This is a genomic window from Streptomyces sp. NPDC048211, assembly GCF_043202315.1.
Lineage (GTDB): Bacteria > Actinomycetota > Actinomycetes > Streptomycetales > Streptomycetaceae > Streptomyces.
Window position 1 is genome coordinate 1 of sequence record NZ_JBIDAD010000025.1, and the last position, 14558, is coordinate 14558.

A 14558-nucleotide genomic window follows, 5' to 3' on the forward strand; every position below is an offset into this window, starting at 1 on the left:
ACCCAACCACCCGGGCGGGGCGCGGCTGTTGATGGAATATCAGCGCCCGAATTGCTTTCCCCCACTCACGCGAGGAATAACGAATTGGGAAGCTGCGGACCCGAGCCACAGAACGGTACCTCAGATGTCGGAAAGCTCGAATTCCGGCGTTCGGAGGTGCCTGAGCCGAGCGGCCCCCAGGGCCGGGCGGCGGAACCCGCCACGGAGGCCGGCCCCTCCTCCTGATGCTTGTTCGTCACGGTTGGCGCCACCCGAGACTCAGAGCCCGCTGGTGCCGACCACGACCCGCGCGGAGCCCGCGGAGCCGCACGCGAAGCCGCCTCAGCCACGTCGGGTCCGGCCGGCACCTGGCGACGGCGGGATAGGTGCGTATAGAGCGATCACGCATCGTCGCAGGTCAGTGGCCATGTGATGTATCGCTGAGGGCTATTTGAATGTCAGATCGGGACGCACCTTTCCCCTAGAGGGGAAATGATCAGGTGCCCGATCGAGGTGGATTCGGCGTGGCGGGTTCCCCTCCAGGGGAAACGCCCACTACGGTCAGGGCGCGTACATCGTTCCCCTCTAGGGGAAAGCCCGAGGTGAGGAGCGGTATGGGCCGGGCAAGGCCAGCAGCGAACACTGCCACCGGCGAGTACCTCCAGCTGGAGCTGCTCGACAAGAACGACAAGCCTTTCGCGTGGAGCGGCGGCGGTCGGCACGTCAACGCCAGCAAGAAGCTGGGCGCGGCGCTGTACGCGAAGGACAGCGGGTACACGAAGAACGACAAGCTGGTCTACGGCTTCTACCTGTTCAACTCGCCGCCCGGGGACGAGCCGCTGCGGATGAGTTTCCGTGAGATCGGCGTCGACCTGGAGTTGCGTCCGAACGCGGTGAGCAAGTCCGTGGGTAACCTTCATCGTGGGGGCTACCTCCTGGAAGCGGAGAAGGTGGGCCGGGTGAAGTTCTACAAGCTGAACCCGCGGGCCGCTTACGACGGCTCCTCGGGGCAGCAGCGGCACGCCACGCAGCACGCGCGCCACCCGTCGACCACCTGCCCGCCGGAGAAGAAGGAGGCGTCATGACCACGCAGATCGCCGAGCCGTTCGCCCCGCGCTTCATGGAGGCCGCCGAGCTCAACGACCTCCTCCTTCGCTCCCAGCTCAAGCAGGGCGCCGACCTGAAGGTCCTGATGTTCTTCGCCACGGCCGTCCCGATGGGCGACCCGGTGCGCAGCACTGCCACGGACATCGGCAGGCTGGTCGGCCTGAGCACCACCAGCGCCTCGCGCAGCATCGGCCGGCTCGCTGAGAACGGCTGGCTCCAGCTCGCCTACACCGCCGTCGGCGTGAAGTTCTACCGTCTCGGCACCAGGGCCACCGGCCTACCGCCGGCACCCGAGTCCGAAGACGACGCCGACGCGCCCCTGGCGACCGTCCGGCACCTCCACGCCTCCTGACCCGCCCGGCTGGGCACCACGGCGCTGCACCCCACGGTGCGGCGCCGTTCCCATGCGTGCAGCCCAGAGCGATACATCGTTCCCCCAGGAGGGAAACCGCAGCTAGGACGGCCTCCCAGCGCCGTTTCAGGGCCTCTCCCGAACGCGCTGACCTGCGACAGCGCTAGACCAGAAGGCCACCGCGATACATCGTTCCCCTCCAGGGGAAACCCTCCTCGCTGCCACGCGTTTGCCCACGTCAGCGGCGTGCGCGGTGCGACGTCGGTTTCACTAGTGCTACCGACATGTTCTGGAGGAGCAGAACAAAGTCCGTGTTGAGCGGAGCCCGCCGCGAGCAGGCGCGTACATCGTTCCCCTGGAGGGGAAAGCGGCAGGCCGTCGCCTCGTACGGTGGCGCTGCTGCCACCAAAAAGTGGCAGCAGCGCCACACAACGGTGTTGTTGGTCAGTGGGCTCTGACCATGCAGCAGCCGTGCATAGATCACGGACGGAACATGGCAGAACTGCGATGTTATGCAGCCGCCAGATCGCAGCGCCGCACAGCGCTGCTGCCCTCCGCTGCAACCGCCGGGACCGGCCCCGCTGCACGAGCAGCACCCGTGTGCCGCCTGGGTCGGGCGAATGTTGCACCGCGAGCCGGAAGACCGGAGCAGCACACGGTCTTGCACCCCTCCGCCGCCCTTGCACCCTTCACCACCAGGAGCAGCAGCCCGTGCAGCAGGACGGGCAGCAAGCGGGAGGGTGCAAGGTGCTGGCCGGTGCTGGAGATCCCGCCAGGGCTTCGCCGGGAGACCGCTGGGGGGGCGAGCGGGCCAGGGCCGGGCACCGTCTTGCACCCCAATGTAGTTAGGTACTTGTAGTACCTATGTGCGGGTTGAACTCTCCCCCCCTGAGAGCGGAGCTCGCGGCCGGAGAGCGAGAACACCGGCGCTGGAGACGAGCCGCAGCAAGACGGCCAGGGAGCTACGGAGTCACCCCGGACCGCGCGAAGCGCTGTACGCCGCTGTGACGGCACGAGAGACCCGTGATCACCGCTCGGGAGCCTGGAAGCGATCAAAGCGCCGCAGGAGGCCGCACAGCGTCGGGAAGGATCATGCGGGCCCTGGGGTGACGGGCGTAGTGGCCCGACCGTGCGAATGCTGCGCACCCACCAGAACCGCCGACCGAACATCCGCGTCAGCGAGGTCTTGCGCAGCCTCTACTGCCGGTACTTCGCCTACGGCGGGTGAGGAGGAGCGCGCTCGTCATCTGGTCAGTCAGTCCTAGGTCTTCCTCATTACGCGAGCGATCCCTCACCAACCGGCGGACCCGATCCCTCACCAAACGACGGACACGCCGATCCGCTGCGGACTGTCCTCGCGGTCGGCGCCGGCTTCTTCGACCCGGGCGAGCAGCACGCGGTCGGCCTGGTCCAGGACGTCGCGGGTCAGACCTCGATGAAGGCGACCACAACCACGGTTTTCAACGCGGTCACCCAGTACACGAGCCGGACGCGTTCGACGTCGTCGACGTACTGGCGCAGCCGCGGGCCGCTGCTGTCGCCGGGCAGGAGTTCGCCGGCGTCGGGGTCGACGGAGATGACGACCAGGGCGCGGTCCAGGGCGTGCAGCTCGGCTTCGCTGGTGATGGTGTCCAGCTGCTTGGCGGCGGAGTCGGAGAACGCGATGCGGGCGCGGCGCGGGCCGTGCGGTGTGGGCATCAGGCGACGGCCGGGCGCTGGGCGGCGAGCCGGGCGAGGTGGGCCTCGCGCAGCTCCTCCCACGGCGTGCAGTCCTCCACCGAGGGCAGGCCGTTGGTGGCGATGTCCTCCAGGACGGCGGCGAGCTGGTCGGCGCTCTCGCGGGTCCGGGCCGCGTACGCGCGCAATCCGTCGGCGGCGGCGGGCTCCAGCTGCTGCCGGACGGTGGTGTCGGCGGGGGCCGGCTGTTCGCTCATCGAGGGCCTCCAGGGCGCGAACGGGCGTGTGTCACCACGGTATCGGCCGTACGGCGGCCGTGGGGCCGCTCGGCTTCACTCAGGCACGGGCTGCGCGGCCGCGGCGACTTCGACCTTGGCGCACCAGGGTTCGCCGGCGCACTTCCCGCCGAAGCCGGGGTTGGCGCAGGTGCACTCCGGTTCGCGCTCCGTGACCTGCGTGATGCGGTAGAGGCCCGGAGTCATCGTGTCGATGCGCAGCTTCTGGACCTTCGCCGTGGCCTCTTGGATCGAGGCGGCGTGGGTGGTGTAGATCAGGGTGGTGGCGCCCGGGTGGGACGGGTCGGTGCACCGTGCCACGACCTGGTATTCGTGCTTCGTCGGCACGGTGCACTGGCTCGGGTCGGCGGCGGTGCTCTGCAGGGCCTGGGCATAGAGGGCGGCGGTGGCGCTGTCGGTGCTCACCCGGCGATTCTTCCGCACTCCACGGGCCGCCCGGGGACGATCCCGGCGGCTCGTACGAGGGCGCGCTGTCCGATGACACAGATCAGCTGAACAGTGACACAGGTGAGCGTGTCCACCTGGGGAAACAGGGGGTCGATGACACAGATCGGCCCACTGTTCAGGCGGGCGAGGGATCGCGGCCGGATGCGGACCGTAGCCGCTTGGGGAGGGGTGTCACGCTGATCGGCGAGGTGGCCCAAATCCGGGGCCGGGCCCGTGGTTCCGGGCCGGATCGTCAGCGTGACACCCCGACGTGACAGCCGGATCGGGGTGCGTGACACCGGTCAGCGTGACAGCGTGACAGTCACCCTCGGTGATCGCGGATGCGGTGCTACGGGCGGGCGCGGGTGAGGAACGCGGCGAGCGCACCGGCTGCTTCGGGCTCGGTGGTGGCGAGCCGGGCCGCGAACGCCAGCTGGTCCATGTCGGAGTCGGGGACCAGGCGGGCGAGTTCGGCGAGCAGCGCGGCGTGCGTGAGGACCGACGGCGTGAGAAGGCCGGCGGCTTCCTCGCGGGCGGCCGGGTCGCGGTAGTGCCCGAGGTGCGCGGCCAGGGCGTGCGCGAGCCAGGCGTCGACGTCGGCCTGGACGTACCCGCCCGCTCGCCGGGTGAGTTCGTCCCGGACGGCTTCGTCCCCGGGACGGGGCTCGGTCTGCTCCAGCGTGCCCAGCTCGCGCAGCGCCTGGAGCTCGTCGGCGCGGGCCGCGATCCGCGCGGCCTCGCGCAGTTCGGCTTCCCGGGCGGCGGCGGCCGCGGCTTCGGCGGCGAGCTCGGCACGGACGAAGCCGTCGGCGTCCGGGTCGTAGACGGTGCCCGGGGCGGCGTCGGCGAGCAGCTGCGCGATGCGCTCCCACTCCGCGAGCTCCGCCGGGCCGCGGACGTCGTCGGCCAGGTCCTCGTGCCGGGACGCCTGCCGGGCGTCGAACCGCGCTTCCTCGAGGGCCGCCGCGACAGCGCCCGCGTCCATCCCCTTCGCCCGGCGCCGTACGACGCGGCGGCCGATGCGGGCGGGGTCGACCGGCTCTCGGGGCGCGGCGACGCGCGGGGCGAGCGGGCGACGGGTACCGCCGCCGGGCGGCCACATCCTGGTCATCATCGGCCTCGCATTCGTGGTGAGGAATCAGAGCGGGCCGCCGCCAGAGCGCTGTACGACGACCCGCCGGATTGTTTTATAGCAGGCCCGGAATTCGACCGTGTCAGAACAGGAACTCGATGGCCTGAACGTGCGTGAAATCCGCGCGCAGACCATCGGCGCGGGTGCCCCATTCCGTGAAATACGACTCGGTGATGGCCTCCGCGACGATCGGATGCAGATCCTCCTCCGTCGCTCCTGCCTCCTGGAGAGCCAGGATCTGCCGCGCGTAGGTGGGCGAGATCGGAGTGGTGATGGTGCGTATGCGGCCGTCGTCGGAGCTGCCCGTGCACGTGAATCCGAAGTACGCGGTCACCTCCACCATCATCCCGCTGAACGTGGACGCCTGTTCGCGCGCCTGTGCCCTGACCTGCGGTTGCCACTCGGATTCGGTCTCCTCCACCAGGGCGGCCTGGAGGCGCTTCTGCGGGGTCGTCAGCTTCCCGGCGCGGTAGCGCTCCACCGTGCGGCGCGAGACGCCCAGGCGCTCAGCCAGGGCCTTGGTCGACCCCTTCGCCCGCGTGAGGAGGAATTTCACCTGAGCCTTCGCGGATTTCGGCGCGGGCCGGGTGAAGACCTTCCGCTCAGCCCGCGCGAGGGCCTCCAGGACCTTGCCGCGGCTCGGGGCCGGCTGCTGCTGCTCGTGATCGCTCATGCCTCCCAGGGATCACGGATCGCCTGTGGACAGATTCCGGGCGGCCTCCCCACGCGAGCGAGCCCGGACCAACTGGTCCGGGCTCGCGGGCTGTTCGGGGCGCGGCTGCTACAGGTCGAACTCGAGGTGTTCGACGTCGGTGAACCGGACCTCCTCCAGGGAGCCGGCGCGGCGGCCGCCGTCCTGGAAGTAGACCTCCTTGAGTGCTTCGGCTGCGATCTCCTGGAGCTGGGCGTCGCTGGCGCCGGCCTCCTGGGCCTCGAAGAGACGGGCGGCGTAGACGGGCGGCAGGGCGACGGTCAGGTGCCGGATGCGGTCCTGGTCCGTGGACCCGATCGGCGCGGTGTAGCCCATGCGGGCGCGGGCGTCGATGACGATGCCGCCGGTCGTCGCGGCCTTCTGCCGGGCCTTGGCTCGGATCTGGGGCTGCCAGCGCTTGGTCACCTCGCGCTCCAGGCGGGCGGCGAGGTCGGCGCGCGGCTTCTTGGCCTTGCCCGCCACGTACCGCTCCACCTGCCGCTGCGACATGCCGAGCAGGTCGGCGACCGCCTTCGTGCCACCGAGCTGCTTGACCATGTACCGCATCTGCGGGCCCGCGGACTTGGGCGCCGGGCGGGTGAACGCCTTCTGCACCGCCTTGTCCAGGCCGTCCCCGAACATGCTCATCGCCTGTCTGCTCCCCTACTCGCCGTTGTCGACGTCGGTGACGGTGCCGTCCTTGATGTACCGGGCGAGGTTGAGCTCCGGGGCGTTGAACCGCTCGCGGACCTCTTCGCCCCACAGGACGTCCTGGGTGCCCTCCCACTTGACCAGGCCCGGGTTGACCCCGAGCTTGAAGCCGCCAGGCAGCGGCTTGCCCTCCCGGTAGGGCAGGAAGTCCAGCGGGCTCGGTCCGTTCGCGGCGTAGACGACGCAGTCGGACAGGATCGCGATGGGGTACTGCCCGGTGAACGCCGCGTGCTTGACGATCTTCCGGTGCAGGTTGATCCGGGTGCGGGAGATGACCCCCGCGCGGATGTGGGGATTCCACGTCGGACGGGACAGGGCCCGCCACGGCTCCCCCGGCCGCCAGCCCTCCCCGCGCGGGCGCTCGCGCAGCTTGCCCAGGCCGCCCTTCACCGTCGCCTTGACCGCAGAGACGACGATCGCCAGCTCCGGGTCACGGGCCTTGTAGCCGTTCATCGCCGCGAGGAAATCCTCCGGGGCGAGGTCGGCGTCGACGCCGAGGTCGGCCATCGTGGCGAGGTAGGCGTCCCGCAGCCGGTTGTACCAGCCGTCCAGGTAGCGGCCGTTCTCGCGCCGCACCCACGCCTCCAGCGGGCGCACCTCGTAGCCGAGCTCCACCGCATAGGCCACGGTGGGCGTCGCGTACCAGGCCGGCCCCTCGGGCCGCTCGCCCTTCGGCGTGAACGGCGAGGGCAGCAGGCTGCCGTCCAGCTCCACCCACTCCTTGCCGACCTTCACGCGGGACAGGTCGACATGGCTCAGGTCCACCAGCCACGAGCCGGGCAGCTTCGGGTCGAACACCGGAGCCTTGACGTGCGTTGCCTCACCGAGGCCGACGTTCAAGCCGTTGGCGCCGGCCGCGAAGGCCATGTTGACGTCGATGCCGACCAGGTGGCGCAGGGTGCACTCCGCGTCGGTCATCGGCCGTGCCCAGTCGTACGCCTCCTCGAACAGCTTCTCGCCGGGGCCGCGCACGTGGAACCGAGGCAGATCCTTGAGGACGGGGTGGCCGTCGGGGACCTCGCACGGCGGCCAGTTCATCGGGTCGATGGCGTCCTTGCCCAGGCTGCCGGGGTTGTGCTCGGAGTGCCGCTTGCCGTCGGCGTCCGGCTCGGAGGCCCGGGTCGGCGGGTGCAGCGCGGTCATCAGCTCCAGGCCGGTCACGGCGGTGGAACCGCGCGGCGTCATCACCCGCGAGGCGTACACGCCCAGGACGCGGGCGAGCTCCGCCGGCGGAAGCTGCCCGGCCTCGCCCCAATGACGGGTGTCCAGCGCGTTCCACGACGGGATGCACAGCTGCACGCAGGCCCGCTCCGACCCGGTCGCCGGGCGGTAGATCCTCGCCCACGGCCCGAACCCGCGCTTCGTCAGCTTCCACTCCGCACGGACCAGCTGCTTGATGACCTTGTGGCCCTCGGGCAGGCGCCCGGCGAGCCGCTCCTCTTCCGTGAGGGTGGCCGGGAGGCCGTAGCGCTCCAGGGCCGCCTCGGTGAGGACGATCAACGGGTCGGCGTCCTTGCCCGGCCCGGACAGCTTCGGCTGACCGAGCTTCGCCTCGCGCAGCGTCCAGTCGACCAGGGACGGCAGGGACTTGGCGGGCACGTCCAGGACCAGGCCGCCGGTGCAGTACGCCAGCACCTTCCCGTCGTCGTCGACGTCCAGGACCGCCAGCGGGCCGTTCTCGAACCGCGGGTTGGCGCCGCCCGCCGGGGTACCGGCCGGGGCAGCCTTCCGCGTGCCGGGACGGCGCGACGTCGGCGTGCTCCTGGTGGTGCTCGCCGGGCGGGACGCGGCGGCCGGAGCAGCGGCGACGGGAGCAGGGGCAGGGGTCTGGGTGTTCTCGGGTGCAGTCATGACCGCAGCCTCGGGGGCCGGGCCTGTGGACAGAGTCGGCGCTTCCGCCGGGGCGGGCGCGCCGGTGAACGTGGCGGGCACCGGCGTCGGGTAGAGCTCCGCGAGTTGCTTGAGCAGCCGGGCGTACGCCTCACGCTCCGGGCCGCGCGGCTCGGTCGGCTTCTTCGTCGACTCCCAGGCGGACACCGTGGCCCGCCGCACCTTCAGGGCGCCGGCGACGTCGTCCAGCGTCAGGCCGTGCGCGGTGCGCAGCCGCTTGCGCTCCTCCGCCGACGGCAGAGCAGAGCGGGACGCGACCAGCGCGTCGACCGCGTCGAACATCTCGGACATGGAACACCTCCTGACCCACACTCTACCCCATGAACCGTAAGGTTCGCGTACTTCTACCGTACAAACACCGTACGCATTATGTTCGAGGGGTGGAAACGCCGCGCGGCGCCCCTGCTCAGCAGGGACGCCGCGGGCGGGCCGGACGGCTGATCAGTCCGACTGAAAGAGGTCATGGTTTGCCGAGGTGGTCTGCCACCGGCCGTTGGCAGAAGGGAGACCGGACACGGGGCGAACGTAGGTGTCGTAGACCAGGAACGCGACGACCTGACGCCCAACACGGGACGGGCTGTCCTTCTTGCGAAGCCTCCAGTTCCCGCCCGGCAGCACGCCGCGAACCTGCGGTTCCTCGTATCGCTCCACCCGGCGGAAGCCCGGCCGGTCCTTGGCGACCACGAGGCGCCCTTCCTCCTGATCCAAGACGAGGGCCCTGCCGTCGTCGTCCCAGGATTCGACCCGCACCTCCAGTTCGTCGTCCTCGCCCTCAGCAGCCTCGGAGTCGGTGAAGTAGGCGTAGTAGCGCACCCGTTGAGTGTCCATTCGATGATGGTGGCCCCTGTTGAACTGGGCACGGAGGAGATCCAGTCAATCCGCCTCACGCGGACGCCTGGAGTGGAGTCGGCTGCGGTAGCACGACCGCCGTCCCGGCCTCCCGCGCCGCGCGCTCCGCACGGGCCCGGCGCAGCGCCGCGGCGTGGGAGGCGTCGGCTTCACGGCGGCGCTGGGTACGGGCCTGGTCGATCGGGGCCGGCGCATCGTCCGCGACGACGTCGGTCTCGGGGAACGCCCGGCGGGACAGCTCGCGCATCGCCCGGTTCTGCCGCTCCACGGCCTCCGCGATACCCGGGTCCACACGGGACGGCACGGCGGCCTCCTGGTGCGCGGCGAGCGCGCGGCGGTAGCCCTCGCACGCCGTCTCCCTGGACTTCGCCGGACCGGTGGGCGCGGGGGCCGGGTCTGCCGGAGCGACGTCGGCCGGGCCCGGCGCGGGGACGGCGCCGGGCGCCAGGACCCGCAGGGCACGTACGACGGTGCGGCCCGCTGCCTTGTTGGCGGCCGCGATGACCCGGGCCTGCTCCAGGCGGGCCTTCGTCGCCCACGCCGACGACTCCGGGCACACCGTGAGCTGGCCGGAGTCCGGGTCGTACGACACGGCGGCGACGTGCCCGGCGAGCTCGGGGGCGATGGCCGCCCACCGCTCGCGCAGGGAAGCGCCGGCGGCCGGGAGCTCCCAGGCCCGCTCGGTGACCAGCGCGCCGATCGCAGCGCCCAGGCCCATCGGCTCGCGCCCGTCGCGCCGCACCGCCGTACCGGTCCGCGGCTTCTTCTTCGCCTTCTGGCTGGCGCCGTTCTTCCGGGCCGCCTCCATCGCGGCCCGCAGCGCGACCCGGGCCAGGTCGACGCCGGACACCTCGCCCTCGCTCATGCCTGCCCCCAGGTGGTGTGTCCGAGGACCAGGTGGTGCGTGCCCTCCAGGCGCTGCGCTTCATCGACCAGCCTGTTGCTGAACAGCCTCCTGGCCGACGTCTCGCCGTACTGGTCGATGTGGTCGAACACCACCTGGTGGTCCTTCATCCCGCGCACCCGCCAGTCGCGGACCTGCTCGGGGGTCAGGTCCTCGAGGACGAGCTCCTGCTCCTGGTCGTCGCCGTCGACCGGGTCGGGCGCGGCGAGCGGACGCGGCGCGGGCAGGACGACCGGCGCCATCGGCGCGGCCGGGGCCTCGAAGGCCGGCTGCGCGGCCGCGGCGTCGGCGCGGTGGGCCTTGGCGGCGGCCTGCTGCTCGCGGATCTGCGCCCACCGGTGCTCGCGGACCCACGCCTGGGCGGTGACGTCCTGGTGCAGCTGCTGCTCGGTCGCCGCGCGGCGCTCGGTCTCGGAGGCGTGCGGCATCGCGGCGTCGACGGCGGCCGCGACCGCACGGCGCTGGTCGCGGCGGTCGACCTGTCGGTCCTCGCAGCGCGGGCAGTCCCGGCCGGAGTCGAGCAGCGCGCCCTCATCGCACCGGGGCTCCGCACACAGCCGGATCTGCGGCAGGCCCCGGCCGATCAGCCAGCCCACCGGGTCCGTGATCGGACCGCCCAGCCGCATCTGGTTCTCCAGGCGCCGGGCGAGGCGGTCGGCGAGGATCTGCGGCGCGTCGGCAGGACCGGCGAACCCGACCACCCGGGCCAGCTCGGTACGGACCTTGGTCTCCATCAGGCGTCGGACGGCTGAACTCTCCAGGCGAGCCCAGACCAGCCGGACCGGGGCCAAGACGGCCCGCAGATCCGGCGACGGCAGAGCCGCCCTCCCCTGCTGCTGCCTGCCCTGACCCGCACCATCCACGACCCGCACCGGAGCACCGGCCACCGGCCCGCGGCCGCCCTTGATGCCTTCAACGACCGGGGACTCCTTCGGCTGTTCCCCGCGGAGCGGGCCGCCGTCCTCGCGCACGCACGCGCGGTCCGGCAGACCGTGGTTCCCGCCACGGCCTTCGCCGGAAAAGCCACCAGAGAGCGCGAGAGAACCACCAGGAGTAACCCCAGAAGCGTGGAGAGCGTGGTGCTGTGCAGTTGCGGCGAGGTCTGCCGATCCGGCGATTCCGTCGTGCCCGGCGCCCTCGATCCCAGTCGCCCCAAGGGTCTCGCCCGTCTCGCCGGACTCAAGATCTCCGGATGCAGTACCGGCGAGGTCTGAAAACACGGCGTCCGTGACCCGGCGGGCCTCCCGTACGGCGACGCCGTGGGCCTTGGCGACCGGCACCAGGCGCACCCGCGACTGCGCGTTCAGGCCCGAGCCGGTCTCCTTGCGCACCACGTCCGCGACGCCGTGCTCCTGGAGGCGCTTGAGGACCTTCGCCCCGGCCGCCGCCGTGCAGCCCAGCAGCCGCGCGACCGTCGCCGCCGGACGCCCACGGTCGGTGTCGACCGACCCGGGGCACAGCTGCAGCCAGCCCGCCGAACCCGTCGTCAGCACCATCAGCAGCAGCCCGAGCCGGTCCGTCGCCGCGCCCCGGCCCGTACGACCGGCGAGCAGCCCGGCCGGGATCACCGGCTTGTCCTTCGGCGCCCACCCCGGACCGAACAGCACGGTGATCAGGCTCAGCAGCACCGCCAGCTCCGAACGGGACAGCGCCAGTGCGTGCCGCCGGTCGCCGGCCTGCTGCGCCCGGTACATCGGGATCACCCAGCACTCCAGGCCCGTCGCCCACCCGATGCTGTTGGTCGCGACGTTCGAGCCGAGGAACCCCGCAGCGCGCAGCTCGGGCAGCACCGTGTGCGCGACCGTCGACTGGGAGACCCCCAGCCACCGACCGAGCTCCTCAGCCCAGATCGACGTCTCGAAGTCCTTGCGGGCATCCGCCTTCGCGGTCAGCACCACCGAGGCCAGCCGCGCGCCGTCCGACGCACCGGCCAGCGCCGGGGACGTCACGAGCGCGCGCACCGCGGCGAGCAGCCGGGCCCGCATCGTCTTCGACAGCTGGAGCGGGTTACCCAGCTCCAGCCGCGCGACCGGACCGGCCTGCGCCGGAACCGACCGCAGCCGACGACGCGACGCCCCGCCGGCGAACTCCGTGCGCGGGCTCGGGAGCACGGCGGCCGACGCCGCCACGGCACTCATCGGCTCACCCGGATGGACGAAACAGAGATCATCTCGGCAGCCTTGCGCAGGTCGCCTGTGGACAGATTCCGAGCAGCGGCGAAACCTCCGCTCCCTCCCGCCTGACGGGCAGGAACTTCGGATCGCGTCCCGCCACACGGGAAGCCGCCCGCGAGGACGGTCCCGTCGACGGAGTTGTGGACGACGTCCGCGAGCGGGTGCACGAGCCGGGCGGCGGGTGCCGCGACCGGCCCCAGCGAGACCGCTCCGAAAGCCTCGCGCTTGTAGCTTCCTACCGGAAGACCCTCTTCCTGTACGAACAGGAAAAGGAGGGAGGAACCGTACGCCGATCCCGTCACACGGGACGACCGCCGCGCCTGAACCGGGGTGAAACGGACAAGGTCAAGCTGACAGAGGGACACCACTTCGGGCACTATGAGAACGACCTGCCTTCCATATAGCTGGACGGACCAGAGCCCCTCGGGGCTGGACCGACCTTCCTTGGATGTGTCAGGGGCCGCCCCCTTCGTGAGAAGAGGGCGGGCACCGATCGGGTGGGGGGAGATTTCTCCGTCCCTCCCGGTCCTGCTGAACCGCGTGGCCCCTGTGGTGGGGGCACCGCGGGTCGTGCGGGTTGGTACTGATCTGGCTGTGGTGGCCGTGGTTAGTGGCCGGTGGTGCTGGTGGCCCTGGTAAGGGGCCGACTTGGAAATGTGCGGCTCGGTGAGCCGCGGCTCAGGACCAGCTAGGAACTGGGACCTGGGCGACCGACACGGTGGTAAGCCGGTCGGTAGACGGGCCGCGCGAGGCCAGCGGGAGGTTAGTCCGCTTCTTGGCGCGCGCGGCCGATGGCCACTAGGTCATCCCGACCCCCTGGATTCAGAGGCCGGCGTCGGCATGCCCTCATCCGCTTTCGCGGCCTCGGGAAAGCGTTCTGCGAGGCCCTTGAGGAGACGCAAGTAGTTCTCCCGGTGCGGGCGTCGAGGGCTGGTCTGGCCCAACTCCCAGCGTGTGACCGCGACCCTCTTCACGCCCACGGCGTCCGCGACGTCCTGCTGAGTGAGGCCGGCCGCGAGGCGCAGTTTCGCGCACACCTGCGGAGACGGCAGGGCCTCGGGCAGGCCGTTCAGCAGAGCGTCGACCCGCTGCGAGCGGTCCGAGTCGGACATAGCCACGCCTTCCATGATCGTTGTAACTACGAAAGATACACGATCTGATCTCCGGCGGGGGCGCGCCGCTACCGCGGAGAGCGAGACGTTCAACGTGCCCCTCCCTCACCCAAGCCCGGCAGGTGGGAGTTGGTCGCCTTCGCGGCCGCCGCCAACTCGGGCAGCTCCACCACGACCACTCCGGCTTCCACCAGCTGTTCGTAGCCGACGCAGTCGTCGACGAACAGCGAGGGCTCACGCCAGGCAATGACGACGCGTGGGATGCCGGCCTCGAGGATCCGCCGCGCGCACGGGGTACGCGGCGAGTGCCGCTGCGAGCACGGCTCCAGCGTGCTGTAGATCGTGGCCCCGGCAAGGCGCGGGTCATCCGCGGGCAGCTTCGCGAGCGCGGCCTCTTCCGCGTGCTCGTGCGGGTCCGCCTCCCGGGAGTAGCCGGACGCGAGCTCGCTGCCGTCCTTGCCGACGATGACCGCGCCGACCGAGTAGGCCCCTGCGGCCGGCGGGCACAGCGCGGCAAGACTGATCGCGCGGTTCATCCAGCACAGGTCCTGGTCTCGGTCGGGCACGTACATCAGGCAGTGCGCTCCTTCGGGGCGTAGCGGACGAAGACGACGTCGTCGATCGCCCGGACCTCCAGCACCTTCATCCGGGCGGTCGACCCGCCCGGGTAGTCGGCGGCACCGAGGAAGCGGGCCGCTTCCGGCTGACCGACCAGCAGCGGCGCGATGGCGAGGTGGACTTCGTCGGCGAGGTCCTGCGCCATGAGCTGGGTGTGGATCGTGCCGCCGCCCTCCACCATCAGCTGCTTGATGCCGCGGCGCCCGAGCTCCTCGAGGACCAGGCCCCAGTCGAGGTCCGGCCCGACGCTGACGACGTCGGCAAGGTCGCCGAGCGTCGCGCGGACCTTCTCCACCGCGCTGTCGACGGTCACGACCAGCTTGTCGCCGCCGTGGTGCCAGAAATTGAGGTCGGCGGACAGGTCTCCGGTCCGGGTGACCGTGACCTTGAGCGGGTAGGCCGGCTTGCCGTCGGCGACGCGCTGAGCACGGCGTTCGTCGCTGTTGACCAGCAGGCGCGGGTTGTCCCGCCGCATGGTGTTGGCGCCGATCAGGATCGCGTCGCTTTCGGCGCGGACCTGGTCGACGCGGTCGAAGTCCGGGGCGTTGGACAGGCGCAGCCGCTCGGGGCTGGTGTCGTCCAGGTAGCCGTCGACCGACATGGCGGCGGACAGCACGACGTACGGGCGGGCAGTCATCTG

The 14558-nt window shown here is 71.3% G+C and carries 15 protein-coding genes; 2 read left to right on the forward strand and 13 right to left on the reverse strand.

Annotated features, from left to right (window positions below):
- Positions 1 to 593 precede the first annotated feature (593 nt).
- Together ACGFZA_RS40235 and ACGFZA_RS40240 are read left to right on the forward strand one after the other, a co-directional pair.
- Positions 594 to 1064 carry a transcriptional regulator gene (locus ACGFZA_RS40235; RefSeq protein WP_393685844.1) on the forward strand — a complete coding sequence of 157 codons (471 nt, stop codon included), beginning with the start codon at positions 594 to 596 and terminating at the stop codon, positions 1062 to 1064.
- Entirely contained in the window at positions 1061 to 1438 is a 378-nt protein-coding gene (locus ACGFZA_RS40240; RefSeq protein ID WP_393685846.1) for a hypothetical protein, read from the forward strand. Before ACGFZA_RS40235 ends, ACGFZA_RS40240 begins: the two co-directional genes overlap by 4 nt.
- Positions 1439 to 2863: 1425 nt before the next feature.
- Here the strand turns inward: ACGFZA_RS40240 and ACGFZA_RS40245 are convergent.
- The 13 genes from ACGFZA_RS40245 to ACGFZA_RS40305 form a co-directional block, all read right to left on the reverse strand.
- Complete coding sequence (locus tag ACGFZA_RS40245; RefSeq protein ID WP_393685848.1) at positions 2864 to 3136, reverse strand: hypothetical protein; 273 nt, start codon at positions 3134 to 3136, stop codon at positions 2864 to 2866.
- Complete coding sequence (locus ACGFZA_RS40250) at positions 3136 to 3372, reverse strand: hypothetical protein (RefSeq protein WP_239225342.1); 237 nt, start codon at positions 3370 to 3372, stop codon at positions 3136 to 3138. The genes ACGFZA_RS40245 and ACGFZA_RS40250 overlap by 1 nt, the downstream gene beginning before the upstream one ends.
- A 75-nt stretch (positions 3373 to 3447) precedes the next feature.
- A complete protein-coding gene (locus ACGFZA_RS40255; protein WP_393685850.1) occupies positions 3448 to 3816 on the reverse strand; it encodes a hypothetical protein in 369 nt (122 codons plus the stop codon).
- A gap of 370 nt (positions 3817 to 4186) precedes the next feature.
- On the reverse strand, positions 4187 to 4948 hold the full coding sequence (locus tag ACGFZA_RS40260) for a hypothetical protein (protein ID WP_393685967.1): 762 nt from the start codon (positions 4946 to 4948) through the stop codon (positions 4187 to 4189).
- A 103-nt stretch (positions 4949 to 5051) separates the two neighbouring features.
- Positions 5052 to 5642: a telomere-protecting terminal protein Tpg gene (tpg, locus tag ACGFZA_RS40265; RefSeq protein ID WP_393685852.1), complete on the reverse strand. Its 591-nt coding sequence runs from the start codon at positions 5640 to 5642 to the stop codon at positions 5052 to 5054.
- Between the two features lie 108 nt (positions 5643 to 5750).
- The gene (tpg, locus tag ACGFZA_RS40270; RefSeq protein ID WP_391223970.1) at positions 5751 to 6308 is read right to left on the reverse strand and encodes a telomere-protecting terminal protein Tpg; all 558 of its coding nucleotides are present in this window, start codon (positions 6306 to 6308) and stop codon (positions 5751 to 5753) included.
- A 15-nt stretch (positions 6309 to 6323) separates the two neighbouring features.
- Entirely contained in the window at positions 6324 to 8552 is a 2229-nt protein-coding gene (gene tap / locus ACGFZA_RS40275; RefSeq protein ID WP_393685854.1) for a telomere-associated protein Tap, read from the reverse strand.
- A 150-nt stretch (positions 8553 to 8702) separates the two neighbouring features.
- Positions 8703 to 9089, reverse strand: a complete 387-nt coding sequence (locus ACGFZA_RS40280) for a hypothetical protein (RefSeq protein WP_393685856.1) — start codon at positions 9087 to 9089, stop codon at positions 8703 to 8705.
- Between the two features lie 55 nt (positions 9090 to 9144).
- Positions 9145 to 9975, reverse strand: coding sequence for a DciA family protein (locus ACGFZA_RS40285; protein ID WP_393685858.1), 831 nt, complete (start codon positions 9973 to 9975; stop codon positions 9145 to 9147).
- A complete protein-coding gene (locus ACGFZA_RS40290) occupies positions 9972 to 12152 on the reverse strand; it encodes a hypothetical protein (protein WP_393685860.1) in 2181 nt (726 codons plus the stop codon). Before ACGFZA_RS40290 ends, ACGFZA_RS40285 begins: the two co-directional genes overlap by 4 nt.
- An 839-nt stretch (positions 12153 to 12991) precedes the next feature.
- Positions 12992 to 13300 carry a helix-turn-helix transcriptional regulator gene (locus tag ACGFZA_RS40295; protein ID WP_376343624.1) on the reverse strand — a complete coding sequence of 103 codons (309 nt, stop codon included), beginning with the start codon at positions 13298 to 13300 and terminating at the stop codon, positions 12992 to 12994.
- Between the two features lie 89 nt (positions 13301 to 13389).
- Positions 13390 to 13872 carry a deaminase gene (locus tag ACGFZA_RS40300; protein ID WP_393685863.1) on the reverse strand — a complete coding sequence of 161 codons (483 nt, stop codon included), beginning with the start codon at positions 13870 to 13872 and terminating at the stop codon, positions 13390 to 13392.
- A complete protein-coding gene (locus tag ACGFZA_RS40305; RefSeq protein ID WP_393685865.1) occupies positions 13872 to 14555 on the reverse strand; it encodes a RibD family protein in 684 nt (227 codons plus the stop codon). The genes ACGFZA_RS40300 and ACGFZA_RS40305 overlap by 1 nt, the downstream gene beginning before the upstream one ends.
- Positions 14556 to 14558: the final 3 nt, after the last annotated feature.

Coding starts and splice junctions, on each gene's coding strand:
- ACGFZA_RS40235 (WP_393685844.1), top strand. CDS start 594: ATGGGCCGGGCAAGGCCAGCAGCGAACACTGCCACCGGCGAGTACCTC.
- ACGFZA_RS40240 (WP_393685846.1), top strand. CDS start 1,061: ATGACCACGCAGATCGCCGAGCCGTTCGCCCCGCGCTTCATGGAGGCC.
- ACGFZA_RS40245 (WP_393685848.1), bottom strand. CDS start 3,136: ATGCCCACACCGCACGGCCCGCGCCGCGCCCGCATCGCGTTCTCCGAC.
- ACGFZA_RS40250 (WP_239225342.1), bottom strand. CDS start 3,372: ATGAGCGAACAGCCGGCCCCCGCCGACACCACCGTCCGGCAGCAGCTG.
- ACGFZA_RS40260 (WP_393685967.1), bottom strand. CDS start 4,948: ATGACCAGGATGTGGCCGCCCGGCGGCGGTACCCGTCGCCCGCTCGCC.
- tpg (WP_393685852.1), bottom strand. CDS start 5,642: ATGAGCGATCACGAGCAGCAGCAGCCGGCCCCGAGCCGCGGCAAGGTC.
- tpg (WP_391223970.1), bottom strand. CDS start 6,308: ATGAGCATGTTCGGGGACGGCCTGGACAAGGCGGTGCAGAAGGCGTTC.
- tap (WP_393685854.1), bottom strand. CDS start 8,552: ATGTCCGAGATGTTCGACGCGGTCGACGCGCTGGTCGCGTCCCGCTCT.
- ACGFZA_RS40280 (WP_393685856.1), bottom strand. CDS start 9,089: ATGGACACTCAACGGGTGCGCTACTACGCCTACTTCACCGACTCCGAG.
- ACGFZA_RS40285 (WP_393685858.1), bottom strand. CDS start 9,975: ATGAGCGAGGGCGAGGTGTCCGGCGTCGACCTGGCCCGGGTCGCGCTG.
- ACGFZA_RS40290 (WP_393685860.1), bottom strand. CDS start 12,152: ATGAGTGCCGTGGCGGCGTCGGCCGCCGTGCTCCCGAGCCCGCGCACG.
- ACGFZA_RS40295 (WP_376343624.1), bottom strand. CDS start 13,300: ATGTCCGACTCGGACCGCTCGCAGCGGGTCGACGCTCTGCTGAACGGC.
- ACGFZA_RS40300 (WP_393685863.1), bottom strand. CDS start 13,872: ATGTACGTGCCCGACCGAGACCAGGACCTGTGCTGGATGAACCGCGCG.
- ACGFZA_RS40305 (WP_393685865.1), bottom strand. CDS start 14,555: ATGACTGCCCGCCCGTACGTCGTGCTGTCCGCCGCCATGTCGGTCGAC.